Here is a 24,827-nt window from a genome sequence, read left to right as displayed (position 1 = left end):
GAACCGGGCATCATGAACGTTTTTGCTGCGGCCTCCTTGAAGCGAATTATCGGCCCGGCCTTTCCAGCCGCCTGAACGGTAGCGGAAAGGTCCGGGTTTTCCGTGCTGGTTCCAGCGCGACGTGCCGCCAGTTTCCTTATCCTGCGACCGACCGAGCGTCGCTTTTCCGATGGCTGATCCATGACCGAACTCAAGACCGATACCGCAGACAAGCAAGATTATTCGTCCACCCTGTTCCTGCCCGAGACCGATTTCCCCATGCGCGCCGGCCTTCCCCAGAAGGAGCCGGAAATGGCGAAGAAGTGGAAGGACATGGGGCTTTACAAGCAACTTCGCGCCTCCGCCGCTGGCCGCGAGAAGTTCGTTCTCCATGATGGCCCTCCTTACGCCAACGGCAACATCCATATCGGCCATGCGCTGAACAAGGTGCTGAAGGACGTCATCACCCGCTCGTTCCAGATGCGCGGCTTCGATGCCAATTATGTTCCCGGCTGGGATTGCCACGGCCTGCCGATCGAATGGAAGATCGAGGAAAAATATCGCGAAAAGGGCAAGGACAAAAACGAAGTCCCGGTCAACGAATTTCGCCAGGAGTGCCGCGAGTTCGCGCAGGGCTGGATCAACATCCAGTCGGAAGAGTTCCGCCGTCTCGGCATCGAGGGTGATTTCGACAATCCCTACACGACCATGGCCTTCCACGCGGAAGCCCGCATCGCTGGCGAGCTCCTGAAGATCGCTATGTCCGGCCAGCTCTATCGCGGCTCCAAGCCCATCATGTGGTCGGTTGTCGAGCGCACGGCTCTGGCCGAAGCGGAAGTGGAATATGCCGAGGTCGAAAGCGACACGATCTGGGTGAAGTTTCCTGCCGTTGGTGCATCAGGCGATCTCGACGGTTCGTTCGTCGTTATCTGGACCACAACGCCCTGGACGATCCCGGGCAACCGCGCGATCTCCTATTCGTCACGCATCGAATACGGCCTTTACGAAGTCACTGCGGCTGCGAACGACTTCGGTCCTCGTCCAGGTGAAAAGCTCATCTTCGCCGACAAGCTTGCAGCGGATGCTTTTGCCAAGGCGAAGCTGGAGTTCAAGCGCGTTCGTCAGGTCTCGGCGCAGGAACTTGGCTCCATCACCTGCGCCCATCCGCTCGCACACCTTGGCTATACCTTCAAGGTGCCGCTGCTCGATGGCGATCACGTCACCGATGATGCAGGTACGGGCTTCGTGCACACGGCGCCAAGCCATGGTCGCGAAGACTTTGATGCCTGGATGGGGCACGGCAAGGCGCTTGCCGAGCGCGGCATCGACACCAAGATCCCGTTCCCCGTTGATGATGCAGGTTTCTACACGGAAGAAGCGCCCGGCTTTGGCCCTTCGGCTGAAGGCGGTGCTGCGCGTGTTATCGACGATAACGGCAAGAAGGGTGACGCCAACAAGCGTGTGATGGAAGCCCTGATCGCCGCCAACAACCTGTTTGCCCGTGGCCGTATCAAGCATGAATATCCGCATAGCTGGCGCTCCAAGAAGCCGGTCATCTTCCGCAACACGCCGCAATGGTTTGTCTATATGGACAAGGATTTGTCCGATGGCACGACACTGCGCACACGCGCCCTTTCCGCCATCGACCAGACCCGTTTCGTGCCTGCCGGTGGCCAGAACCGCCTGCGCGCCATGATCGAGCAGCGCCCGGATTGGGTGCTTTCCCGTCAAAGAGCGTGGGGCGTGCCGATCTGCGTCTTCGCTGATGCTGAGGGCAATGTCCTGAAGGATGAGAAGGTCAATGCCCGTATTCTCGAAGCCTTCGAGAAGGAAGGGGCAGATGCCTGGTTCGCGGAAGGCGCCAAGGACCGTTTCTTAGGTGCCGAGCATGACGGCGACAAGTGGCAGATGGTCACCGACATCCTCGATGTCTGGTTCGATTCCGGCTCCACCCATACCTTCACCCTGGAAGATCGGCCGGATCTGAAGTGGCCGGCGGATGTCTATCTGGAAGGCTCCGACCAGCATCGCGGCTGGTTCCATTCTTCGCTGCTGGAAAGCTGCGCAACGCGTGGCCGCGCGCCCTACAACGCCGTCATTACCCATGGTTTCACCATGGCGGAAGATGGCCGCAAGATGTCGAAATCGCTCGGCAACACGGTCACGCCGCAGGATGTGATGAAGGAATCCGGCGCTGATATCCTGCGCCTCTGGGTCATGTCGACCGACTATGCCGAAGACCAGCGCCTCGGCAAGACGATCATCCAGACCAACATCGATGCCTATCGCAAGATCCGCAACACCATCCGCTGGATGCTCGGCACGCTGGCGCATGACCATGGCGATGAGATTGCCTATGCGGATCTGCCGGAACTCGAAAAGCTGATGCTGCATCGCCTCAGCGAGCTCGATCAGCTGGTGCGCAAGGGCTATGACGAGTTCGATTTCAAGCGCATCGTCCGCGCTCTGTCGGATTTCGCCAACGTCGAGCTGTCGGCCTTCTACTTCGATATCCGCAAGGATGCGCTCTATTGCGATGCGCCGTCTTCGGCTCGTCGTCGCGCGGCCCTTTTCGTCATCCGCAAGCTGTTCGATTGCCTCGTGCTGTGGTTTGCGCCGATGATGCCGTTCACCACGGAAGAGGCATGGCTGTCGCGTGATCCGTCCGCCACGTCCGTGCATCTCGAACAGTTCCCGGCAATTCCGTCGAACTGGGCAAACGAGACGGTTTCGGAAAAGTGGAAGCAGGTGCGCGCCGTTCGCCGTGCCGTGACAGGCGCTCTGGAGATCGAGCGCAAGGAAAAGCGCATCGGCTCTTCGCTGGAAGCCGCACCCGTCGTGCACGTGGCTGATCCGGAGCTCTTGAAGGCGCTGGAAGGTCTCGATTTCGCGGAAATCTGCATCACCTCGGATATTTCCGTGGTGGCAGGAGAAGGTCCGGCAGAGGCATTCCGTCTGGACGATGGCACCAAGGTTGCGGTCGAGCCGAAGCTTGCGGAAGGCGTCAAATGCGCCCGTTCGTGGAGGATCACCAAGGATGTCGGTTCCGATCCGGCATACCCGGATGTCTCGGCGCGCGATGCCGAGGCGCTGCGTGAACTGGCCGCATTGAAGTGAGTGAAGAATACCGGATGATTGCGCTTTGCCGCGTCATCCGGTAAGTCTGCCTGAAATTGGCCGGATTTTTCGGCCAATCGGGGTTTCGAGTGATCTCGCGCGCCAGGACGGGGCGCGTCTGGAAGGGTTGGTATGAAGACGTTGCAGGCAATTCGTGTAAGGCTCGGCCTACTCGCCGCGGCTGCGGCAGTGGTTGGTTTGTCCGGCTGCGTTTCGAGCCCGACCTATGGAACGAGCAAGACCGCCGGCGAGCAGTTGGTGGACGATCTGGGTTCCGCCATTTCGCTGGGTCCGGAAGACAAGCCAAGCACCAAGTACAATCCGCGTCCCGGTCTGGTGGTCAACAAGGCCCGCACGGATAACCTGCCGCAACCGCAGACCTCGCTTGCAAGCCGCGAAGCAAATCCGAACTGGGTCGAGTCCCCGGAAGAAACACGCGCACGTCTGCGTGACGAGGCGGAAGCCAACAAGAACAACCCGCATTATCGCTCGCCTCTGCTGGCTGGTGATGGCAAGGCCGGTACGATGACCGAGGCCCAGAAGTGGGAAGCCTTCCGTCAGGCCAAGGCCAATGCGGAAAGCCCGGGCATTGCGGGTCAGCGCCGCACGCTCACCGAGCCGCCGGTTCAGTATCGCGTGGCCGATAGCGCCAACCTGACCGATCTCGGCGAACCGGAACTGAAGAAAGAGCGTGAGCGCAAGAAGTCTGCCGCTGCCGCTTCTTCCAATTCGTCGTCCTGGTGGAACCCCTTCAAGTAAGGGGCTCCCGTCCCAGCGTCAGCCTTTGCCCGAAAATGCGCCATCTCGCTTGGCCTGGAAGAAATCCACCAGCAAGCGAGAAGTTGTCGTCTCTGCGAAGCCGGAATAGACATCCGGCGAATGGTGGCAGGTCGGCTGGTTGAAGAAGCGAACGCCGCTTTCCACCGCTCCCCCTTTGATATCTCTGGCGCCGTAATAGAGCCTGCGGATGCGCGCAAAGGAAATGGCCGCCGCACACATGGTGCAGGGTTCGAGCGTGACATAAAGATCCGCGCCAACCAGCCGCTCTTGTCCCAGGGCCTCGCAAGCCATGCGTAACGCCACGATTTCCGCATGCGCCGTGACATCGTTCCGCTCACGGGTGCGATTTCCGCCGCGTCCGACGATCTCGCCATCCAGCACCACAACCGCGCCGATCGGCACCTCATCGCGCTCTTTCGCCCGGATTGCCTCCTCGATCGCCGCATCCATGAAACGATTTGTCCCGCTCATGCGGCGATTCCCTCTTAACCCGGCGGGCCTGACCTGATAGGAACGGTCCCAACCTGCGTCGCGCCGGTTCAACCGAGATGCGACAAGACGTCAGTACAGTCAACACACGCACTTAAGGTAGGACGCGATGTCCCACCCTCGCTTCAGGCAAACAACATATGAGCTTTAAAGACAAGCCGAAGCGCGAAGGAGGCAAGCCCTTCGATCGCGACAGGAAGAAACCAACCGCAGCCCGCAAATCCGATGATGGCGCGTTTTCCGCAAAGAAGGGCCCTCAGAAGCCCTTCCGCAAGCCAGCCGTCGATGCGTCGGCTGTGGCTGCTGCGACAGCGGACAAGCCGGAGCGCATTTCCAAGATCCTGGCGCGCGCAGGGATTGCCTCTCGCCGCGATGTCGAGCGCATGATCATGGAAGGCCGCGTCAGCCTCAACGGGACGGTGTTGGATACGCCTGTCGTGAACGCGACCCTGGCTGACAAGATCGAAGTGGACGGCCAGCCGATCCGCGGCATCGAGCGCACGCGCCTCTGGCTCTACCACAAGCCTGCCGGTCTGGTGACCACGAATTCCGATCCGGAAGGTCGTCCGACAGTCTTCGAAAACCTGCCGGAAGAACTGCCGCGCGTGATGTCGATCGGCCGTCTCGATATCAATACCGAGGGCCTTCTGCTGCTGACCAATGATGGCGGTCTGTCCCGCGTGCTGGAACTTCCCACCACAGGCTGGCTGCGCCGCTACCGCGTGCGCGCCCATGGCGAAGTCAGCCAGGAGCAACTGGACAAGCTGAAGGACGGCATCGCCGTCGATGGCGTCCTCTATGGCGCAATCGAAGCGACGCTTGATCGGACCCAGGGCCACAATGTGTGGATCACCATGGGTCTTCGTGAAGGCAAGAACCGCGAAATCAAGAACGTGCTGGGTGCTCTGGGGCTGGACGTCAACCGTCTGATCCGCATCTCCTACGGGCCGTTCCAACTGGGCGATCTGCCGGAAGGCCATGTGGTGGAAGCGCGCGGCCGCATGCTGCGCGATCAGCTGGGTCCACGTTTGATCGAAGAGGCCAAGGCCAATTTCGACGCCCCGATCTACAACAATCCGCCGCCGGACGAGGACAAGCCCGAGGTGAAGGCTCCCCGTGCCGAGAAGGCCTGGGGCGCTGGTGAGAAGCGTACTGCTGAAAAGCCCGCTGGCCATCGCGATGATCGCGATGCACCGCGCGGCGAGCGTCGTGAGGGCGGCAGGTTTGGCGATAAGCCCGGCTTTGGCGAAAAGCCAAAGTTTGGTGATAAGCCGAAGGGTCGCGGCGACGGCAAGTTTGCCGGCAAGGGCAAGCCTTCCGGTAAGTTCGATAGCCGGTCCGGTGGCCGCGACGATCGTTTCGAAGACGAGAAGCCCAAGAAGCGTGCGCCCATGGGCACATCCCGCACAGCTAACGTCTGGATGGCGCCCGGCGCTCGTCCCACCAAGGATGGAGGCGCTGGCAAGAGCTCGGCGCGCGCCGAGGCGGAACGCCTGTTCAACAAGCCGACCGAGGCTCCGCGTCGTCCCAACATCAACCGTGTCGAAGGTGACAGCGACTGGATCCGCGCCGAGGAAGCGCCGGCACAGCGTCGTTCTCGTGACGAGGATGGCGGCGGCTTCCGTGACCGCGGGGATCGTGGTGACCGTAGCGATCGCGGGCCACGCCAGGATCGCGGTGACCGCCCGTTCCGCTCAGAGCGGCCGGATCGTGGCGATCGTCCTGCGCGGGGAGAACGCCCCGAGCGTGGAGAACGCAGGGAAGGCGGAGACCGTTCATTCTCCGATCGTCCGCGGTCGAAGCCACCTTTCAGCAAGGATGCCGGCGGCGAGCGCCCGGCGCGCGAGGGCGGCGAACGCAAGTTCTCGCGTCCGCAGGGAGAACGCTCTGAAGGCCGTGGTCGTCCCTTCGGCGACAGGCCGGATCGCGGTGACCGTCTACAGCGCAGCGAGCGCGGAGATCGCGAAGGCGGACGCAGCGGGTTCGGCGGCAAGCCGGGCGGTCGCGCATCTGGCGAGCGTTCCTTCGGTGAACGGTCTGGCGGCGAGCGCTCGTTTGGCGAAAGATCCGGTGGCGAAAGATCGGGCAAGCCAGCGGGCAAGAGCTTCGGTGGCAAGCCTGCCGGAAAATTCGGCGGCAAACCCGGTGGCGCGGGCAAGCCGGGCAGTCGTCCCGGTGGTTCCGGCAAACCCGGTGGGCGTCCGGCTGGCGGTCGCGGTCCCGGTTCGGGCTCGCGCGGCGGCGCAGGTGGCAGCAAGGGTCCTCGCGGTCCGAGGGGCTAAGTCGTGCGCATTGTCGGTGGTGAATTCCGTGGCCGAAGTCTTGCCACGCCAAAATCAAACGCGATCCGGCCGACCATCGACCGGACGCGGGAGAGCCTGTTCAACATCATCAGCCATGTCTACCCGGAGGCCGTGGATGGCACCCGGGTTCTTGACCTGTTTGCCGGAACCGGCGCTGTAGGGCTGGAGGCTCTGTCGCGCGGCTGCCGGAGCGCACTGTTCGTCGAGAACGGCGTTGAGGGACGCGGTCTTCTGTGGGAAAACATCGAGCAGTTCGGCCTGCATGGCCGTGCTCGCATCTTGAGGCGGGATGCGACCAGTCTCGGTACCGTCGGAAACATCGAGCCGTTTCATTTTGTCTTCGCAGATCCGCCCTACGGTCAGGGTCTCGGCGAGCAGGCGCTTCTTTCCGCCCATAAGGGTGGCTGGATTGCACCGGATGCGCTGGTGGTTCTGGAGGAAAGGGCGGATGTGAGCGTGGCGTGTGATCTTGTTTTCCAGCCGCTGGAACAGAGGGTTTTTGGCGAAACCCGCATAGACTTTTTCCGCTACAAACCAGCCTGAAGGCAAAGCGCGATGACGACACGGATCTCCCCCGGCGCAGAGCATGTCGTCCCCTCAAATGGTGCTCCGCGCGTCGCCGTTGCTTTCGGCGGCGGGGGCGCGCGTGGCATTGCCCATATTGCCGTCATCGAGGCGCTTGATGAAATGGGCATTCGCCCGGTTGCGATTGCAGGTTCGTCGATCGGTGCAATCTTTGGCACCGGCATGGCGGCGGGAATGAGCGGCGCCGAGATCCGCGACTATACGCTGGAAACGGTCGGCAACCGCAACGCTGTTTTCAACCGCCTTTGGTCGCTCGGTCCGGCCAGTATGCGTGATGGCATCGGCGGCTTCCGCCTCGGGCACTTCAATCTCGAGCGTATTCTGGAGGCCTTCCTGTCTCCGGCAATTCCGCAGAGCTTCAGTGACCTGACCATCCCGATGAAGATCGCCGTCACCGATTATTACGGCCAGACGGAAGCCATTCTGGAAACCGGCGATTTGCGATTGGCCATAGCGGCCTCCGCGGCAATCCCCGGGCTTTTCATGCCGGTGCGGATCAATGGCCGCATCATGGTGGATGGCGGTATCTTCAACCCCATCCCTTGGGAACACCTGATGGAGGACTGCGACATCGTCATCGGTGTCGATGTCGTCGGCGCGCCGGAAGGTGATGGAACTCATCCGCCCAGCCGTTTCGACAGCATGTTCGGCGCCAGCCAGTTGATGATGCAGTCAGCCATCGCGCTGAAGATGAAGCTGCATCCGCCCCACATTTTCCTGCGCCCCTCGGTCAACCGGTTCCGCGTGCTGGATTTCCTGAAGGCACGGGAGATTCTCGAGGAGTCCCAGCCCATCAAGGATGAGTTGAAGCGCTCCTTCGAGAAGTTGATGGCACGCCGGGACCGCGACTGATACCAAATGTCGATGATATGAACCGATTGCGTGGGACCGGAGACCTTCATCCGACGAGGAGCATACCGGAGAGCGATGCGCCTGCATCGGTCGAGGATTGCGACAAAGTCGGTGGAGGAAATCCGGCCCATCCAGAGGACCGGGCGCTTTTGGCCTTCGGACGTCGTCGAAAATCCACGCCGGACCTTCAGGTCCGACTGTGGTTTTCTTCTCGCCGCAAACCAAAATCACTCCGGCGCAATCGGTCCCTATCATCGACATTTGGTATGAGATAGCCGCGCGGCTCAGGCTTGTCCCGCGGAATCGGCTTCGTGTGCCAACGGCTGCCTCTTCGGCTTGGTCAAAGGCTCCGGGCGAACCGGGCGCGTGTGGAGCATGTGCAGACCGGCAGTCAGACCCTCCGCTGCCTGTATCTGCAGCCGTTCCTCGTCCCGCCGACGGATATCGGCGCCGATCTCGGCGGCTTCCGTTTCCGTCTTTCCAAGCGCCTCCAGCGTTTTCTGGCCGAAGAGCAGGCCGGATTCCAGCGTTTCGCGGATCTCGTAATCCACCTCGCGTGCCCGCAACGAGATCGTGTGAATACGATCATAGGAGCGCACGAACAGTTTCACCTCTGGAAACTCGGACCGGATGAGATCCACAATCCTGTCGGTAATATCGCGGCGATGCGTACAGATCGCAACGATCTTCGCCCGCTCGATACCCGCTGCCAGAAGAACCTCCTTGCGGGCGCCATCTCCAAAGTAGATGCGAAAACCGAAGGAGCTTGCCTGCCGGATGCGGTCCGGTGAATCGTCGATCACGGTCACGTCGCGGCCCCCGGCGAGCAGAATCTGCGCGGCGATCTGGCCGAAGCGCGAAAAGCCGATCATCAGCACATCCGCACCCGCACCTTCGAAATCCTCTTCTATTTCTTCCCGCTTCTGCTCTCCGGTGAAATAGCGCCGCGCGAGTGCCGAACCCAAGGGCGTCAGCGCCATGGACAGCGTGACGCTGGCAATCAGCAGCGAGGATGCGCCAGCCGTCAGAAGACCGGCGGAGACCGCCGTGGTGAACAGCACGAAGCCGAATTCACCGCCCTGCGGCAGAAGTGCTGCGATGCTGGCCGAATCCTCCTTCGTCGAACCCCAGAGACGGCAGAGCACGTAGATTACCAATCCCTTGGCGATCATGAACAATGGCACGCCGGCCACGATCAGAAGCAGGTTCGACAGGATGGCGTTGAGATCAAGGGAGAGGCCCACTGCCATGAAGAACATGGCGAGCAGCAGGCCGCGAAAGGGCTCGATATCTGCTTCCAACTCGTGGCGATAGGAGGATTCAGCCAGCATGATGCCCGCAAGAAAGGCGCCCATGGCCATGGAGAGGCCAACGAGTTGCATCAGTACGGCAGACCCCAGCACGACCAGAAGTGCCGCGGCAAGCATCACTTCGCGGGCGCCCGTCCGGGCAATCACCTGAAACATCGGCGTCAAAAGATAACGACCTGCAACCACCATGGCTGCGACGGCGAGAATGGCGCGACCGGAATCGACAAGAATGGTCGATGTGCTGGCCTCCGGTCCCGAACCCAGAATGGTCACGAGTGCCAGAAGCGGCACGATGGCGAGATCCTGGAAAAGCAGGATGGAAAAGGCGCGACGTCCATAAAGCGCGTTGGCTTCCCCATTGTCCGCAAGGATCTGCAGGGCAAAGGCCGTGGAGGAAAGCGCAAGGCCAAAGCCTGCAATCACGCTTCCTTGCCAACTGGCAATATTGGCGAGATAGGCGAGACCTGAAAGAAGCAATCCGGAGAACAGAACCTGCGCGGTTCCGAGAACGAAGATGTCGCCGCGCATCTGCCACAGGCGGGAGGGCTTCAGCTCGAGGCCGATGATGAAGAGAAGGAACACGACCCCGAGTTCTGAAACATGCAGTACTTCTTCCGGATCGGAGATCAGCCGCAGGATCGGCCCGATGACGATACCGGCTGCGAGGTAGCCCAGAACGGTCCCGAGACCCAGTTTCTTGAAGATCGGCGCGGCAAGCACGGCGCCACCCAGCAGAAGCAGGGTTTCGTTGAACAGTGGATCGGGTGTCGCCATGGAGCCTCTCGTCCGGATTGGGGGCTGACAAGAATCGCTTGTCGCACTTGATGCTTTGTTTAGTGCACAATACATGGTTCGTGAACGAAGGGTTTAAGCGAATGACATCCGAAATTGATTCCTCTGCCCTGGTGACCCGCGCCAGCGAACTTATCGATCTTGCCATGAAGGCCGGAGCCGACCAGGCCGATGCGGTCGTGGTACGCTCGCGCTCGCGCTCCGTCAGCGTGCGACTGGGCAAGGTGGAAAATACGCAGAGCGCGGAAAGCGATGATTTTTCGCTGCGGGTCTTTGTCGGCCAGCGCGTGGCAAGTGTATCTGCCAATCCTGGTTTCGATCTCAAGGCACTGGCAGAACGGGCCGTTGCCATGGCCAAGGTCTCGCCAGAAGATCGGTTCGCCTGCCAGGCCGATGAAAAGGACCTGGCGCACAGCTACCCCGATCTCGATCTCTTCGATCCGACCGAGGTTTCGACCGACACGCTGACCGATGCAGCACTGGCAGCAGAAGAGGCGGCTCTGGCTGTCGGCGGTGTGACGAATTCCTCCGGCGCAGGTGCTTCGGCCGGTGCTGGCGGTCTCGTACTGGTGACGTCGCACGGATTTTCCGGCAGCTACATGGCAAGCCGTTTCGGTTGTTCCGTCAGCGTGATCGCGGGCGAGGGCACGAAGATGGAGCGTGACTACGACTACGACAGCCGCCTCTACTTTGCTGAGCTGGACGATGCGCGTGACATCGGAAGACGGGCAGGCGAGCGCGTGGTAAAGCGCATCAATCCACGACAGGTACCAACGGCGAGCAACGTTACCGTTGTGTTCGATCCCCGCATTGCGCGGGGCTTCGTCGGTCATATTGCCGGTGCCATCAACGGCGCATCCGTGGCGCGCAAGACAAGCTTCCTGCGCGATCGCATGGGGCAACAGGTTTTGAAATCAGGCCTCAACATCACCGATGATCCGCTGATCGTGCGCGGCTCTTCCTCGCGCCCCTTCGATGGCGAAGGCGTCAAGGGTGAGCGCATGGTGATGATCGAGGACGGGGTGCTGAACCACTGGTTCCTGTCCACGTCCACGGGCCGGGAACTGGGACTGCCGACAAATGGTCGCGGCGTCCGTGGCGGCACCAGCGTCAACCCTGCATCCACCAATCTGGCTTTGGAACCGGGTGATATCTCGCCGCAGGATCTGATCCGCAGCATTGGTAACGGCTTCTATGTCACCGAACTCATCGGTCACGGCGTCAACATGATCACGGGCGAATATTCCCGGGGCGCAACCGGCTTTTGGATCGAGAACGGCGAAATCACCTATCCGGTCTCCGAGGTGACGATTGCGTCCAACCTGAAGGATATGTTCATGCGGGTCACGCCAGCCAACGATATTGATCGAAGCTTCGGCACGGCTGCTCCTACCATCGCGATTGAAGGCATGACGCTTGCCGGACGCTGAAAACACCAGAACAGACTGGAGCGATGATCTCGCGCTGATCCGCCGTGCGGCGCGAGAGGCGGGTGAAGTTGCCTTCGCTTTCTTCGGCCAGTCGCCTGAAGTCTGGTGGAAAACGGAGGGCGGACGATCCCCCGTAAGCGCGGCGGATTTCGCTGCAAACGACCGGCTTCAGGACATCCTGTTGAAGGCGCGCCCGAATTATGGCTGGCTCTCGGAAGAAACGGATGACGATGAGGCCCGTCTTACCGCCGAAACCGTATTTGTCATCGATCCGATTGACGGAACCCGCGCCTTCATCAATGGCGAGAAGACCTGGTGCGTCAGCGTGGCCGTTGTCCATCGTGGAGAGCCTGTCGCAGGTGTCCTGTTTGCGCCCGCTCTTGGTGAGGAACTGTATTCGGCTCTTGGACTGCCTGCCCTGAAGGATGGCGTCCCAATAGAAGTCTCCAAACCGCGCGAGGAAGGACTTCGGCAGATTGCGCTTCCGGAGGATATGCTGGCTCGCTTCCCGGACGATGTTCGAGATACCCTCAAGCGCATTCGCCACGTGCCCTCTCTTGCCTATCGCATTGCCATGATTGCGGATGGTCGCATTGACGGCACGGTGGTAAAGCGGAATTCTCACGATTGGGATCTTGCAGCGGCCGATGTAATCCTGCATCAGGCGGGCGGGCGCCTGGTCGATCTCGAAGGTAACCGCCTCGTTTACAATCGAAAGCGCGTGACTCACGAAGAGTTATGTGCAGGCGCCGAACATGTTCTGGAAAGCCTCGTCCGCGGTCTGCGATCCTGTTGACCTTTTTTGCGGAATGCCGCAGGAGAATAGGACGGGGGAGATTAAAGGATTGGGCGATTATGACCGATAAAGACGGCAAAAAGCAACTTCTTCACCTGGTTTTTGGCGGAGAGCTGGAAAGCCTCCAGAGTGTTGAGTTCAAGGATTTGAAAGCGCTCGACATCGTCGGCATTTTTCCGGACTATGCGAGTGCCCTGCAGGCCTGGAAGGCCAAGGCTCAGGCGACCGTTGATAACGCACAGATGCGTTACTTCATCGTGCACATGCACCGCCTTCTGGATCCACAATCCAACGACTGACGCAACCACGCCACTGGGTGCCGTTTTCGGCGCGTTTTTGACGTATTTTGACAGCATACGATTGCGGCATTCGGTTGGGGAGCGATTAAGTCGATGGTCTTGATGAGCGGATGGGGCAAGTGAGGAGCGGCATGGCGCAAGCAGCCCTTTTGGCGTACCGGCTGGCCGGAATCTGCGCCTATCCCCTCGCTGTCCCCTATCTTTCCTATCGCGCTTTCAAGGGCAAGGAAGACAGGGCTCGTCGGCTGGAGCGGTTCGGCCATCCCAGCCAGCCAAGGCCGCGCGGGCCTCTGGTCTGGGTGCATGCGGCAAGTGTCGGTGAAACCAATGCCGTCATTCCGCTGATCAAGGAACTGGTGCGACGTGAGATCCATGTTCTCCTGACGACCGGCACCGTCACATCCGCCTCGCTCGTGGAAACGCGTCTGGCAGGCGAGGTCATTCATCAATACGTTCCGCTCGATCTGAAATTTTCGGTCAAGCGCTTCATTGCCTATTGGCATCCGGACGCGGCGATTACGGCAGAGTCCGAAATCTGGCCGACAACGGTGGCAGAGCTCGCGCGCCGCAACATTCCGCAGATCCGGGTGAATGCGCGTATCTCGGACCGCTCCTTCGATCGCTGGAAGAACCATCTCTCCATTTCCGAGCTCCTGTTCGGCAAGCTCGCGCTCGTGGTTGCCCGCTCGGATGTGGATGCGGAACGCTTCAAGGATCTCGGCGCCTGGCCGGTGGTGATATCCGGCAACCTGAAGGGCGATAGCGATCCGCCGCCCTGTGATGAAGCCGTGGTTGCGCGTTACCGTGCCCAGATCGGCGATCGCCAGACCTGGGCGGCTATCTGCACTTTCGCAGGCGAGGAAGAGGGCGCTGCCTTCGTCCACCGCGCACTCAAGCCTCGGAACCAGCAATTGACGATCATCGTCCCGCGCCATCCGGAGCGCGGGGACGAGGTCGAGGCCATGCTGGTGGAAAAGGGGCTCGTCGTGGCGCGCCGTTCGCGCGGCGACGAGATCACACCGAAAACGGATATTTTCCTTGGCGATACGATCGGCGAGATGGGGCTTTATCTGCGGCTGACGGAGATTTCTTTCGTCGGTCGTTCGCTGACCGCGGAAGGCGGGCAGAACCCGATGGAGTCCGCGATGCTGGGCTGCGCGGTGCTTTCCGGTCCCAATGTGCAGAATTTCCGCGAGACCTATCAGCACATCGTCAAGCGCGGCGGTGCCCGGATGGTGCGCGATATCGAGATGCTGGCCAAGGCCGTTCATTATCTGATGACGAACGAGCAGGCGCGTTACAAGATGATCGACAGCGGCCACGAGGCAATCCAGGATATGCGGGGCGCCCTGTCCACGACGATCAAGGCGCTCGAACCCTACATCAACCCGCTGACGGTAACGGCCCGTCTGCGCCCTGCCGGTGCAGGTGGCTGATGGCAGGCGCTGCGGATCTCTCCCACATCAAGGGCCTCCTGTTCGACAAAGATGGAACCCTCATTCGCTATGACGAAAGCTGGGGACCGGTGAACCGTGAGGCCGCGCGTATTGCAGCGGCTGGCGGTGGCGTGGAACTGGAAGAACGCCTGATGAACGCCTGCGGCATGGATCCGGCAACGGGCAAGACCCGGCCAGACAGCCTGTTTGCGGCAGGGACTGCTGCCGAAATTGCGGCTGGTTTCGTCACGGCCGGTTCGCCGCTTGCCGTTGGTCCTCTGACGATCGAACTGGACGACCTGTTTGTCCGCGCATCTGATTTTTCCGTGCCGGTGACGGATCTCGGCGGTTATTTCGGACGTCTGAAGGCGCGCGGCTTCAAGCTTGGCGTCGCCTCCAGCGATAACGAGCGATCGATCCGCGAGACGGCCCGGCGGTTCGGCTTCATCGAACATCTCGATTTCATAGCGGGCTATGACAGCGGTCATGGTTGCAAGCCGGAACCGGGCATGGTGCTTGGCTTCTGCAAGGCCGTGGGTCTTGAGCCTTCGCAGGTCGCGATGGTGGGCGACAACAATCATGACCTGCATATGGGGGCGGCAGCGGGTGCCGGCTTGAAGGTTGCCGTGCTGACGGGAACCGGCTCGCCCGCAACGCTGGAAGCCATGGCCGATCATGTGCTGGGCGATATCACGGGCCTCGAAACACTGTTGCCGCAGGCCCAGACAGCATGATGATCCGATCCTTCGCATCGGATCGGAGGAGGGGTTAGATGGTTTCGGAAGCACCGCCATTCTGGTGGACGAAAGCCGACTGGCGTGCCTGGAGCCTGAGCCCCGTTTCCTATCTCTATGGCCGCGTCGCTGGTCGCCGAATGGCCCGCAAGGATCGCCCTTCCGTGTCCGTGCCCGTCCTGTGCGTCGGCAATTTTACCGTCGGCGGCGCGGGCAAGACTCCGACGGCGCTCGCTGTTGCAAAGGCGGCCATCAACAAAGGCCTGACGCCAGGTTTTCTGAGCCGTGGCTATGGCGGTTCACTCGATGTGACGACGCTCGTCGACCTGCATCACCACCGTGCCGACGCCGTGGGTGACGAACCGCTGCTTCTGGCGCGGGAAGCGAAAACGGTGATTTCACGCCGACGCTTCGAGGGCGCGGAGCGTCTGGTTGCCGAAGGCTGCAATTTCATCATCATGGACGATGGCTTCCAGAGCGCCCGGCTGACGATTGATTTCGCGCTGGTGGTGGTGGATTCCGTGCGTGGGATCGGCAATGGTCACCTGGTTCCCGGTGGGCCGGTGCGGGCGCCGCTCGATCTGCAATTGCGCCAGATGTCATCCATGCTCAAGGTCGGCAACGGTCCTGCGGCAGACGCGCTCGTGCGCCGTGCCGCGCGAGCTGGTCGCCCCGTGCAGGTTGCCAATCTTGTGCCAATGGGAAATTCCGATCTTGAAGGAAAACGGGTCTTCGCCTTTGCGGGCATTGCAGATCCGGCAAAGTTCTACCGGACAGTGTCAGCTGTGGGCGCGGAACCGGTTGCGACGCGCTCCTTCCCCGATCACCATTATTTTGCTGAGGATGAGATCCGGGATCTGTTGGCGGATGCGCAAAAGCAGGACCTGCAACTGGTGACGACGGCGAAGGACCGCGCCCGTCTGATCGGACATCATGGTGCAGCAGAAGAACTTCTGCGGCAACTGACCGTCGTCGATGTGGAGATGGTGTTCGACGATCCGCACGCGCCAGCGAAGATGATCGATCAGGCAATTCTGAATTGCCGCAACCGCCTGCTGAGCGCACGTAGAGCGTTTCAGGGCTAAATGGAATCGTTCTGCCGTGATAGGTTTCAGTCAGGATCAAGGCTTTTGGCGAAGGGCATACCCGCAAGGTACGATCGAGACAAAAGCCGCAGATAATGGCTGAAAATGATCCGGCCCTCCGGGTTAGGGATGGCGGGTCATCTGCTTTGTCGAAGGGCTTGGCCGTATGCTGAGGCTACGACACGCGCCCTTCTCCTCGCATCTGCTCCCGCCCTCCCAAACAGAACTGTTTCCATTTAACCCTGAAGCGCTCTAGGTCAGGATAGAGCCCGTCGCTGGTTCGGAAGCGCCCCGGCGCGCTTTTCTGCCTCCAGCGAAGAGGCGCAATCGACATAGGCCTCCTGTCGCGCCACGCTCCAGTAACGCAATTCGTCCACAGGGATGGCGGCTCCGGTCATGGCGCAGGTCACGAAGGAGCCCGGCTGCAGGATCTGGTAGTCGCCGTCCAGATAACGAATCTTCGCCTCGCGGCTGCCTCCGCCTTCAAAACGGTTCATCGGTCTTCTCCTGCGAAAAATCATGTGCGCTTGTAACGCCGAAAATCTGGAAGCTCAACTGCGCCCGAAAAGACGTTCGATATCGCTGAGTTTCAGTTCGATATAGGTCGGTCGTCCATGGTTGCACTGGCCAGATCCCGGCGTCGCTTCCATCTGGCGCAGCAGCGCATTCATCTCGTCGGGACGAAGTCGCCGCCCGGAGCGAACGGAGCCATGGCAGGCCATGGTGGCGGCCACATGCTCCAGGCGGCCTCTGAGGCCATTTGCGGTGTTCCATTCTCCGATCTCGTCTGCCAGATCGCGAATGAGGCTCGCCGCATCGACCTCGCCCAGCATGGAAGGCGTTTCGCGAACGGCAATCGCTCCGGGACCAAACCGTTCTATCGCAAGTCCCAGACGGTCCAGTTCTGTCGCATGCATCATCAGCCGGTCGCATTCCTCTTCGGGAAGATCGACAATCTCCGGGATGAGCAGAACCTGCGAGGTCAGCCGGTCCTTCTCCAGGGCCTTGCGCATGGCCTCGAAGACCAGCCTTTCGTGAGCGGCATGCTGATCGACGATCACAAGCCCGTTCTCCGTCTGCGCAACGATGTAATTCTCGTGCAACTGCGCGCGCGCTGCGCCCAGCCGATAGCCGGTATCTGGAGCAGGCGAGGATGTGGGGCTGGAAGGGGTGGCCTCGAATGCTTCGGATACCCGCGCGCTGGGTGCCGAAAATTCCTGAAAGGAGTTTTGCCTCGCCTCGGAGAAGCGCATGTCCTGCGTCGTGGAGAGGGGGCGGGACGGTGACGATGCCGCCGACCAGCCGGCATTGTAGCTCGATCTCGCCCAATTGGCTGGCTGTGCGGTCTCGGGACGAAATGCACGCAGCAGCCCATCGGCGCCGGTCGTTGCCGCGCGATCTCCCTCTCGGTTCAGCGCCTCGCGGATGGCGCCGACGATGAGGCCGCGAACAAGCCCCGGATCTCGGAAACGGACATCTGCCTTCGCCGGGTGAACGTTGACATCCACCAGAGCCGGATCGAGCGTCAGCGAAAGCACGGCAACGGGATAGCGTCCTGCAGGAATGGTTTCGGCATAGGCTCCCCGGATCGCTGACAGTATCAGCTTGTCCTGTACGGGGCGTCCGTTGACAAAGGCGTATTGATGACCGGAATTGCCGCGGTTGAAGGTGGGAAGACCTATGAAGCCGGTCAGGCCCACATCCTCGCGCAGGGCGTCGATCTCGATTGCGTTATCCTTGAAATCGGCGCCGAGCACCTGCGCCATCCGCCCGAGCGGATCACCGCTTGTTGCGGGGAATTCCAGCGTTGATCGGTCTGAACCGCTCAAGGTAAAGCGGATATGGGGAAACGCGATTGCCATGCGTTTCACCACTTCGGTAATGGCTCCGGCTTCGGCCCGTTCCGTCTTCAGGAACTTCAGCCGGGCAGGGGTCGCGAAAAAGATGTCGCGAACCTCCACCACCGTTCCCTGATTGGCAGCGGCTGGGCGCACAGGCGCCATCTTGCCGCCGACCACCGAGACTTCCACGCCTGTCGAAGAGCCTGCCTGGCGGCTGGTAATGGAGAGTTTCGCCACCGAACCTATCGAAGGCAGCGCTTCGCCGCGAAAGCCCAGCGTCCGGATATCGTCAAGCGTTTCCGAGATCTTGGATGTACAATGACGACGCACTGCAAGTGCAAGATCGTCCGCAGTCATGCCGAAACCGTTGTCAGTAATGCGGATCAGGCTTTTGCCCCCGCCTGCGGTCGCAATCTCTATGCGTGTCGCACCGGCATCGATGGCATTCTCGATCAGTTCCTTCGCAGCGCTGGCGGGCCGTTCGATGACTTCGCCTGCGGCGATTTGGTTGATCAGTGTCTCAGGCAATTGTTTTACGGGCATGCCCTATTGTCTCGGATTTGTCTGTGCTTGAGAAGCCCGTATCGCTGGTTCTCCCCTACGCAGACAATTAAGTCGGGCTTAACATCCCTGCGATAGACTGAAGCAGTAAAATTGAAGGCCGGGGCAGCTTCGCGCCAGTTTGCTCCTGTCTAACTCAGTGCGGTGAGAACAACGACCCGATCTCCTTATTTTATCGGGTAGTAAGGAATGAAATATTATGCGTCCGGCCCAGCGTATCTGCCGGCTCCGCTTTACGGAGGTTTCCCATCGGTACCGGATGAGTACGCGATGAGTGAAAACACGCATCCGGACACTGAATTTCAATCGCAATTGCTTGAAATCGTTGCCGACGCCATTTCGGGTGGCTTCCTCGTCTATGACCGTAACGATACCATCCTGTTTGCCAGTGCGCAGGTTCGCAACTTTCTGCCCGTGCAGCCGGAACTGCTGGCGCCAGGTGCACGGCTTCGCGAACTGTTTGGCGCCCTCTATGACAATGGCGGCTATTCCCCTCTCAAACCCGATCGCCGCGCACGTCCGGCAGTGGGTCGGGATGACTGGATAGCAGGAGAAATTGCCGCCCTCTGGAAGGAACGATCCGAGTCAACCGAGCGGCGCGGACAAGACCGGTGGATGAGCCTGACGCGACGTCGCTTCCCCTCGGGCTTCGGCGTCTGCGTGCTGCGGGATATCTCCGAGCATCGCAAGCGGGAAGATCAGTGGCGTGCCGATCTGGAACGCGTTCAGGTTACCGAAGAAATTCTTGAAAACCTGCCGTTTCCGGTTCTGGTGAAGGATCGCTCGCTCACCTATGTCGGCGTCAACCGCTCCTGTGCCGCGCTCTACAATCGTCTTCCGGAAGACATTCTTGGACGCAATGCCCGCGAGCTTCTTGCGCCGGATCTGGCAGAGAGAGTGGACCGGATCAATTCCCAGGTTCTGGAAACAGGAGAGCCGTTCCAGATTGCCGAGCGCGTGGTACGCGCCGATGGTTCAACGACCGCCATGCTGACGCGCAAATTCAGGGTGGGGAAGCCAGGCCGGTATCTGGTCGTTACCATCATGGAAGATCTGTCGGATCTTCTTGGCGGTGGCCTGCCTGCGGACGCCATCTTCACCGGGATGGAGGGGCTTGATTTCGTTCATTCGGACATGCGGCCGCCGGATACTCTTGTAGAGGAAGCCGTTGTACCGGTCCTTCCGATTGCCGGTCGGCGTGTCCTGCTCGTGACGCAGGACAGCCGGATCGAGCAGGATGGTCTGCCACAGATGCTGGGGCTCGGCCTCGATGCCACATCGGCCCGAAGTGCTGCGGAGGTGAAGGCGATTACCGATATCGCGGCTGAGCGTCAGATGACGATCGACCTCATTGCGATCGACAGCGCCATGCCGTTCGAATGCCTCGAGGTAGCGCAGGCCAGCGGCATCGATGTGCTTGTCTTCGAAGCGTTCCAGATGGAACGCGAGTTGATGTCCAAGATCACGCGGCATCTGCTGCGCCCCAAGAACGACAAGGCTGAGGAAGAACCAGACGTCGAATGGCAGGTGGCCGCCGACACTGCGGTCGATGTGCTGGTGGCGGAAGATAACGCCGTCAACCGCATCGTCTTTTCCCAGATCCTCGAAGGTTTCGGCTACACTTATGTCATCGCGGGCGATGGCGAGGAGGCTGTCCGATTGTGGCGGGAACTCAATCCGCGTATCGTGTTGATGGATGTAACCCTGCCGAAGCTCAATGGATATGAGGCAGCCTCCAAGATACGCGAAACGGAAGAGACGCCGGGGCGGACCCCGATCATTGGCGTCTTGTCTCCTGCGGTGGAAGGCGACCGGGATGCCTGCTGGGCCGCCGGAATGAATGACGTCGTCATGAAGCCGCTGAGCCCGGATGTTCTTGAGGAAAAATTCCGCAAATATTTGGCCGATGGCGTTAGCGCTACCAAGCGTGCATAAAACTTGTGTGCAACACTGATCCGATCGTAAATTATTCTTAATCATTCAGCACCATTCTGCCGATGGCCACATGATAAGGTGTGGCGAAGAAATGAAGCGGCGGCCGCATTGCCACAGGTGACGCATAACGAACTTCAGGTCCTGGCCTATCGCGATCCTCTGACAGGACTCGGGAACCGCCATCGGCTGCGCGAAAAGGTCCGCGCTCTTGTCTCCGAGCGTGCTGAAGATCCGGCTCCCTTTACGATCGGCATTGCAAACCTCGACGGGTTCAAACCGATCAACGATCTGTTCGGCTCGCAGGCAGGCGACGAGATCCTGTGCCAGGTTGCCCATCGTCTCAAGGCCTGCATCCCCGATGGAGCGACCGTCACACGGCATGAGGGCGATGAGTTTGCCTTTCTGCTGCCTCTGGTCTTTGAGAAGACAAGTGCTGAACGCATCGGCCTGATGATCCGGGAGGTGCTCTCGGCGCCCTACGATCTGGGAGATCGCAATGTGCGCCTCTCGGCATCCTTCGGCTTTGCCATCTATCCGTTTGCGGGAGAAGAGTTCGACGAGCTACTGAAAAGCGCCGAAACCGCGCTTTACCGCTCGAAGCGCCGAGGCCGCGGGCAGATCACGGTCTATTCCCGTGAGATTGCGCAGGAAATGAAGCGCTCCACCCAGTTGGAACAGGCCTTGCGGAACGCCATCATGGCGGATGCTGTGGATGTGCATTTCCAGCCCATCGTGCGTATCCGGGATGGATCGGTCGTGGGATTTGAAGCGCTGGCTCGCTGGATTGATGCGGATCTCGGCTTTGTCTCTCCTGCCGTCTTCGTGCCACTGGCGGAGGAACGGGGCTTCATCGATGCGCTGTCGGAAACGCTGCTGCGCAAGGCGGCGGAAGCGGCTCTTTCCTGGCCGCGAGAACTGTTTCTCTCCTTCAATCTCTCGTCGGCTCAGTTGATGGACCCGACCACCGCCCCGACGATACTTGCGACTTTGGCACGCGTGGGTCTCGATCCCGTTCGCCTCGAGCTTGAAATCACTGAAACCGCCGTGATGACATCCGCCGACACGGCAGAGCGCATCATCGCAGAACTGCGGCAAGCGGGCGTGCGCATATCGCTTGATGATTTCGGCACCGGCCAATCCAGTCTCGGGCGGCTGCGGGACTTCACCTTCGACAAGGTCAAGATCGACCGCGCATTCGTATCCCGCATCACCACGGATCGGGCGTCGGAACATATTGTGAAGGCCATCATCGCCATGTGTGATGGACTTGATCTGCAGGTTGTTGCCGAGGGAATCGAGGAAAAGGCCGACGCGGAGAAGCTCAAGGCGCTCGGCTGTTCCATGGGGCAGGGATATTTCTACGGTCGTCCCGTCGATGCAGCCGCAACGCTTGCCTATCTTGAACGCAACTATCGCGATTTTACCGTGACCGCGCACGAAATTGCGTGAAGCGTCTGGCGAGACGGGTTAACACCTCGTTAACTCTGAGTTGGTAGAGTTTGTCCGGGAATTGCAACCAGTGGGTTTCCATGATCATCGATCCTCGGCAAACAGCGCTATTGCTGCTGCGTCTACCGCTTACTCCATCGTCTGGTACGGCCACAACACCCGAATCCATAGACTTGACGCTGACCGCCAATGGGCAGACGGCCGGGTCAACCACATTGGAAGAGAGTAAAGAGGTTTCGGACGCTCTTTTCAGCGTCAATTCTACCAATCTCACCAAAAGCAAGTTGGAGCTGATCGATCGTACAGCCGAGGCGCTGGGGATCAAACGCGACGATTTTGCAGACAATACAGACTTCGTCGCTACGATGCGCGATTCCCTGCGTGAGCTTAAACTCAAGGGTGGCGATCAGGCTATTCTGGCCCTCGAACGACATCTTGGCTTGGATGAACTCGGGATCAAGATCACCGATATCATCGATAGCGCTTCAGATCCGGATCGAGACGACAAAGTGACGGAAGCACTGAAGCTTAAGATGGGAATTTTTTCAGATTCCGAAACCGGACGTGGCTTGGTGGCAGTAGATGAAATTGGCATCTATCGTATCAGATCAGCATAAAAAAAGGGCGGTGCCGAGGCCCCGCCCTATTAAGTTGACAACGTGTCTCTCGTTCCAGCGGCTGCCCGTTATGGGCGGGCCTGCGTCGACGGGGTAGTGGCGTTGCCTGCCGGTGCTGCGCCACCTGTTGACGAGGTGGTCGTGGTATCGGTTGCGTTCGAACGCATTTCTGCCTGCTGATCGCTGAGTGTCTTGAACTCCGGAGCAGCCTTCAGGGAGTCGGCGGTCTCTGTGGTCGTCAGGCGCACATTGTTGTTTTCATCGCGCGCCATCGTCAGCTTGCTCATCGGAACTGCGACGTCCTTCTCACCGATGCCGAGGAAGCCGCCAACGCCAACCACTGCAGCGACGATGCCGCCGTTCTCTTCGAGGATGAGGTCGTTTACATCGCCGATGCTATTGTTCTCGGCGTTATAGATCGCCTTGCCGATGTAGTCGTTGGCGCTAACCTGCGTTTCGCTCTGCTGCGTGATGTATTCACCGGAGGCGGCGGCAGATGTTGTCGAAGCCGTGCCTGAGGTACTGTTCATAGCACCGCTATTCGTTGTGCCGGAAGCCTTCGGCATCGTCGTGTCCATCTGCTGGGCGTTCGGCGCCGCGGCGGGAGCAGTGGTGCTGGACTGTGCAAATGCCGGCGCGATTGCTGTGGAGGCCATCAGTACGGCAGCGGCTGCCATGGTGCTAAGGGTCTTCTTCATCTCGAACATACCTTCCTTGGTTCTTGCTCTTGAAGCGCGGTTTGGAGTGTTCTTCACCGCGCCGGTTCGAGAGGAGAATGTCGTTTGAGAGGGTAAGTTCCGTTAGAAAATGCTAAAAAAACAGGCGAAAATGCCGGAACATTTTCGCCTTTTTGTGGTTTGCGGGTGCCTGCGAAAGCTGCCGAAAACGTTGATGAAGAATATCTTCAGAGTTTGAAATCGGGCTCGAACCGGCCTTTTACATCGATCCCCAGATCGAAAGTGAAGCCAGCCTTCGTGTCTGTCTGGCGCTCCTGTGCCGTTGCTCCCTCGAAGGCGGAGGTCACGAACATGCGGTTGGCATTTTCGCCAAAAAAAGCCGGGCAGCTTGTCCGCGCAGTGGGAAGAGCATATCGCGCAAGATGAGTACCGTCTGGCGCATATTTGTCGACGGCCGACTGACCCCAGCGCGCATTCCACAGCGCTCCCTCGGCATCACACACGGAACCGTCTGCTCCGCCCGCCCGGCTGCCGGTGTCGATGAAGACCGAAGCCTGTTCAGTCGGCAGGCCGGTCTTGGCATCAAGCGCAACCCGCATGATGCGGCTATTGCGTGTATCGGTGAAGTAGCCGATTGCCCCGTCCGGTGAAAAGCAGATGCTGTTGGGAATGCTGATCCCGGTGAAGATGCGGGTGACCTGGTTTCCCGCAACGTGATAGATCGAACCCGCGCCGTCCTGTGCTTTCAAGCCCATCGTGCCGATCCACAAGGCGCCGCTCTGGTGCACGCGCCCGTCGTTGGAGCGATTTCCCATATGGGCAGGTTCAAGTTCCAGATAGGGAGATAGAACGCCCGTTGCGCGCTCGCGGATCATCAGTCCGCGCTCGGTTGCCAGCAATTGCCGCTCGCCGTCGATGCGGGCCAGAACACTTGCCTTGCAGGGCAGGGCATGCAGCTTCTTCTCGCCGGTATCCAGCGAAAGCTCATGCAGTTCCTGACCCAGGATGTTGAACCAGTAGAGCGTCTTCGTGTGCGGGTCGTAGGTTGGACCTTCGCCCAGCATGCAAGGATGATCCGACAGGACGCTGCCTTTGAAGTCGAAGATTTCCGTCATGCGGCTTCTCCCACGGCGCGATCATAGGCCTCGATGGTGATACGCGCCTTGGCAATAACGTCCTCGGCGCTCATGCCCGGCTTGTAGAGGCTGGAGCCCAGACCAAAGGCCGTAATGCCACCTTTGACATATTCAGCGAAGTTGGTGTCGGACACGCCGCCCACGGCTGCAATCAGCAGATCCTTCGGCAAAACTGCACGGATGGCATTGATGCCGGACGGACCAAGAACGCTGGCAGGGAAGAACTTGAGGCCCGTTGCGCCTGCTTTTGCGGCAGCCAGCGCCTCGGTCGCCGTAAAGCAACCGGGTAGCGTGACCATGCCCTTTGCCGCCGCGAGCGAAATCACCTCCGGCTCCACATTCGGGCTCACCATCAATCTGCCGCCCGCGTTTTCCAGCGATTGAACATCTTCGACTGTCAGAACCGTTCCTGCGCCGATCAGGCAGTCGGCAGGCGCCATCTTCGCGGCGATTTCGATAGAGCGGAACGGATCCGGAGAATTAAGCGGAATCTCGATGGCGGTAAAACCAGTCTCGATCAGACCGCCGACCACGGCCTGCGTTTCCTCCGGTTTCAACCCCCGCAGGATGGCCACGAGCGGACGCTTCATGTCTGGAAAGGGGATGCGGCTCATGTCGAAATCC

Annotated in this window: 21 protein-coding genes; 14 read left to right on the top strand and 7 right to left on the bottom strand. The window is 60.2% G+C overall.

Annotated elements, in window-relative coordinates; genetic code table 11:
• Positions 1-180: 180 nt before the first annotated feature.
• Both ileS and ASD54_RS03210 read left to right on the top strand, forming a co-directional pair.
• Positions 181-3,096 carry an isoleucine--tRNA ligase gene (gene ileS / locus ASD54_RS03215; RefSeq protein ID WP_062553117.1) on the top strand — a complete coding sequence of 972 codons (2,916 nt, stop codon included), beginning with the start codon at positions 181-183 and terminating at the stop codon, positions 3,094-3,096.
• 132 nt (positions 3,097-3,228) lie between these two features.
• Positions 3,229-3,855: a hypothetical protein gene (locus ASD54_RS03210; RefSeq protein ID WP_062553116.1), complete on the top strand. Its 627-nt coding sequence runs from the start codon at positions 3,229-3,231 to the stop codon at positions 3,853-3,855.
• An 18-nt stretch (positions 3,856-3,873) separates the two neighbouring features.
• Here ASD54_RS03210 and ASD54_RS03205 read toward each other — a convergent pair whose 3' ends face one another.
• Positions 3,874-4,347 (bottom strand): nucleoside deaminase, encoded by a 474-nt coding sequence (locus ASD54_RS03205; protein WP_062553115.1) that lies wholly within the window; start codon positions 4,345-4,347, stop codon positions 3,874-3,876.
• 158 nt (positions 4,348-4,505) lie between these two features.
• Between ASD54_RS03205 and ASD54_RS03200 the strand changes: the two genes are divergently transcribed.
• The 3 genes from ASD54_RS03200 to ASD54_RS03190 are packed head-to-tail and all read left to right on the top strand — an operon-like array spanning position 4,506 to position 8,105.
• Entirely contained in the window at positions 4,506-6,647 is a 2,142-nt protein-coding gene (locus ASD54_RS03200) for a pseudouridine synthase (RefSeq protein WP_062553114.1), read from the top strand.
• A gap of 3 nt (positions 6,648-6,650) precedes the next feature.
• Complete coding sequence (rsmD, locus tag ASD54_RS03195; protein ID WP_062553113.1) at positions 6,651-7,211, top strand: 16S rRNA (guanine(966)-N(2))-methyltransferase RsmD; 561 nt, start codon at positions 6,651-6,653, stop codon at positions 7,209-7,211.
• 12 nt (positions 7,212-7,223) lie between these two features.
• Positions 7,224-8,105, top strand: coding sequence for a patatin-like phospholipase family protein (locus ASD54_RS03190; protein ID WP_062553112.1), 882 nt, complete (start codon positions 7,224-7,226; stop codon positions 8,103-8,105).
• Between the two features lie 284 nt (positions 8,106-8,389).
• Here the strand turns inward: ASD54_RS03190 and ASD54_RS03185 are convergent, their stop codons facing one another.
• Positions 8,390-10,189: a monovalent cation:proton antiporter-2 (CPA2) family protein gene (locus ASD54_RS03185; RefSeq protein WP_062553111.1), complete on the bottom strand. Its 1,800-nt coding sequence runs from the start codon at positions 10,187-10,189 to the stop codon at positions 8,390-8,392.
• Positions 10,190-10,290: 101 nt separating this feature from the next.
• Between ASD54_RS03185 and ASD54_RS03180 the strand changes: the two genes are divergently transcribed.
• The 6 genes from ASD54_RS03180 (at position 10,291) to lpxK (ending at position 15,987) form a co-directional block, all read left to right on the top strand.
• The gene (locus ASD54_RS03180; protein WP_062553110.1) at positions 10,291-11,637 is read left to right on the top strand and encodes a TldD/PmbA family protein; all 1,347 of its coding nucleotides are present in this window, start codon (positions 10,291-10,293) and stop codon (positions 11,635-11,637) included.
• Entirely contained in the window at positions 11,624-12,433 is an 810-nt protein-coding gene (locus ASD54_RS03175) for a 3'(2'),5'-bisphosphate nucleotidase CysQ (protein ID WP_062553109.1), read from the top strand. The genes ASD54_RS03180 and ASD54_RS03175 overlap by 14 nt, the downstream gene beginning before the upstream one ends.
• A gap of 59 nt (positions 12,434-12,492) precedes the next feature.
• Positions 12,493-12,732 carry a DUF4170 domain-containing protein gene (locus tag ASD54_RS03170; RefSeq protein WP_062553108.1) on the top strand — a complete coding sequence of 80 codons (240 nt, stop codon included), beginning with the start codon at positions 12,493-12,495 and terminating at the stop codon, positions 12,730-12,732.
• A gap of 119 nt (positions 12,733-12,851) precedes the next feature.
• Entirely contained in the window at positions 12,852-14,168 is a 1,317-nt protein-coding gene (waaA, locus tag ASD54_RS03165) for a lipid IV(A) 3-deoxy-D-manno-octulosonic acid transferase (RefSeq protein WP_062553265.1), read from the top strand.
• Positions 14,168-14,902, top strand: coding sequence for an HAD family hydrolase (locus ASD54_RS03160; RefSeq protein WP_062553107.1), 735 nt, complete (start codon positions 14,168-14,170; stop codon positions 14,900-14,902). Before waaA ends, ASD54_RS03160 begins: the two co-directional genes overlap by 1 nt.
• A gap of 38 nt (positions 14,903-14,940) precedes the next feature.
• Positions 14,941-15,987 (top strand): tetraacyldisaccharide 4'-kinase, encoded by a 1,047-nt coding sequence (gene lpxK / locus ASD54_RS03155; protein WP_062553106.1) that lies wholly within the window; start codon positions 14,941-14,943, stop codon positions 15,985-15,987.
• A gap of 257 nt (positions 15,988-16,244) precedes the next feature.
• Here lpxK and ASD54_RS03150 read toward each other — a convergent pair whose 3' ends face one another.
• The gene (locus ASD54_RS03150; RefSeq protein WP_062553105.1) at positions 16,245-16,484 is read right to left on the bottom strand and encodes a DUF2093 domain-containing protein; all 240 of its coding nucleotides are present in this window, start codon (positions 16,482-16,484) and stop codon (positions 16,245-16,247) included.
• 54 nt (positions 16,485-16,538) lie between these two features.
• Positions 16,539-18,371, bottom strand: coding sequence for a DNA mismatch repair endonuclease MutL (gene mutL, locus ASD54_RS03145; RefSeq protein ID WP_062553104.1), 1,833 nt, complete (start codon positions 18,369-18,371; stop codon positions 16,539-16,541).
• A 288-nt stretch (positions 18,372-18,659) separates the two neighbouring features.
• Here mutL and ASD54_RS03140 point away from each other — a divergent pair, with 288 nt between their 5' ends.
• The 3 genes from ASD54_RS03140 to ASD54_RS03130 all read left to right on the top strand — a co-directional run bounded on the left by ASD54_RS03140 (position 18,660) and on the right by ASD54_RS03130 (position 22,390).
• Positions 18,660-20,324 (top strand): response regulator, encoded by a 1,665-nt coding sequence (locus ASD54_RS03140; RefSeq protein ID WP_062553103.1) that lies wholly within the window; start codon positions 18,660-18,662, stop codon positions 20,322-20,324.
• Between the two features lie 108 nt (positions 20,325-20,432).
• Positions 20,433-21,773, top strand: a complete 1,341-nt coding sequence (locus ASD54_RS03135) for an EAL domain-containing protein (protein ID WP_062553264.1) — start codon at positions 20,433-20,435, stop codon at positions 21,771-21,773.
• Positions 21,774-21,853: 80 nt separating this feature from the next.
• A complete protein-coding gene (locus ASD54_RS03130; protein ID WP_062553102.1) occupies positions 21,854-22,390 on the top strand; it encodes a hypothetical protein in 537 nt (178 codons plus the stop codon).
• A 68-nt stretch (positions 22,391-22,458) separates the two neighbouring features.
• On the opposite strand, the gene ASD54_RS03125 is transcribed toward ASD54_RS03130, so the two are convergent.
• From ASD54_RS03125 to ASD54_RS03115, 3 genes are all read right to left on the bottom strand, one after another.
• A complete protein-coding gene (locus ASD54_RS03125) occupies positions 22,459-23,088 on the bottom strand; it encodes a PRC-barrel domain-containing protein (RefSeq protein WP_062553263.1) in 630 nt (209 codons plus the stop codon).
• A gap of 206 nt (positions 23,089-23,294) precedes the next feature.
• Positions 23,295-24,182, bottom strand: coding sequence for an SMP-30/gluconolactonase/LRE family protein (locus tag ASD54_RS03120; protein WP_062553101.1), 888 nt, complete (start codon positions 24,180-24,182; stop codon positions 23,295-23,297).
• Complete coding sequence (locus tag ASD54_RS03115; RefSeq protein ID WP_062553100.1) at positions 24,179-24,817, bottom strand: 2-dehydro-3-deoxy-6-phosphogalactonate aldolase; 639 nt, start codon at positions 24,815-24,817, stop codon at positions 24,179-24,181. The genes ASD54_RS03120 and ASD54_RS03115 overlap by 4 nt, the downstream gene beginning before the upstream one ends.
• Positions 24,818-24,827 lie beyond the last annotated feature (10 nt).

The organism is Rhizobium sp. Root149, from assembly GCF_001427345.1.
GTDB lineage: Bacteria > Pseudomonadota > Alphaproteobacteria > Rhizobiales > Rhizobiaceae > Neorhizobium > Neorhizobium rhizoryzae.
The sequence above is the reverse complement of the archived record's forward strand: the minus strand, read 5'-3'. Positions and strand labels throughout refer to the sequence as shown.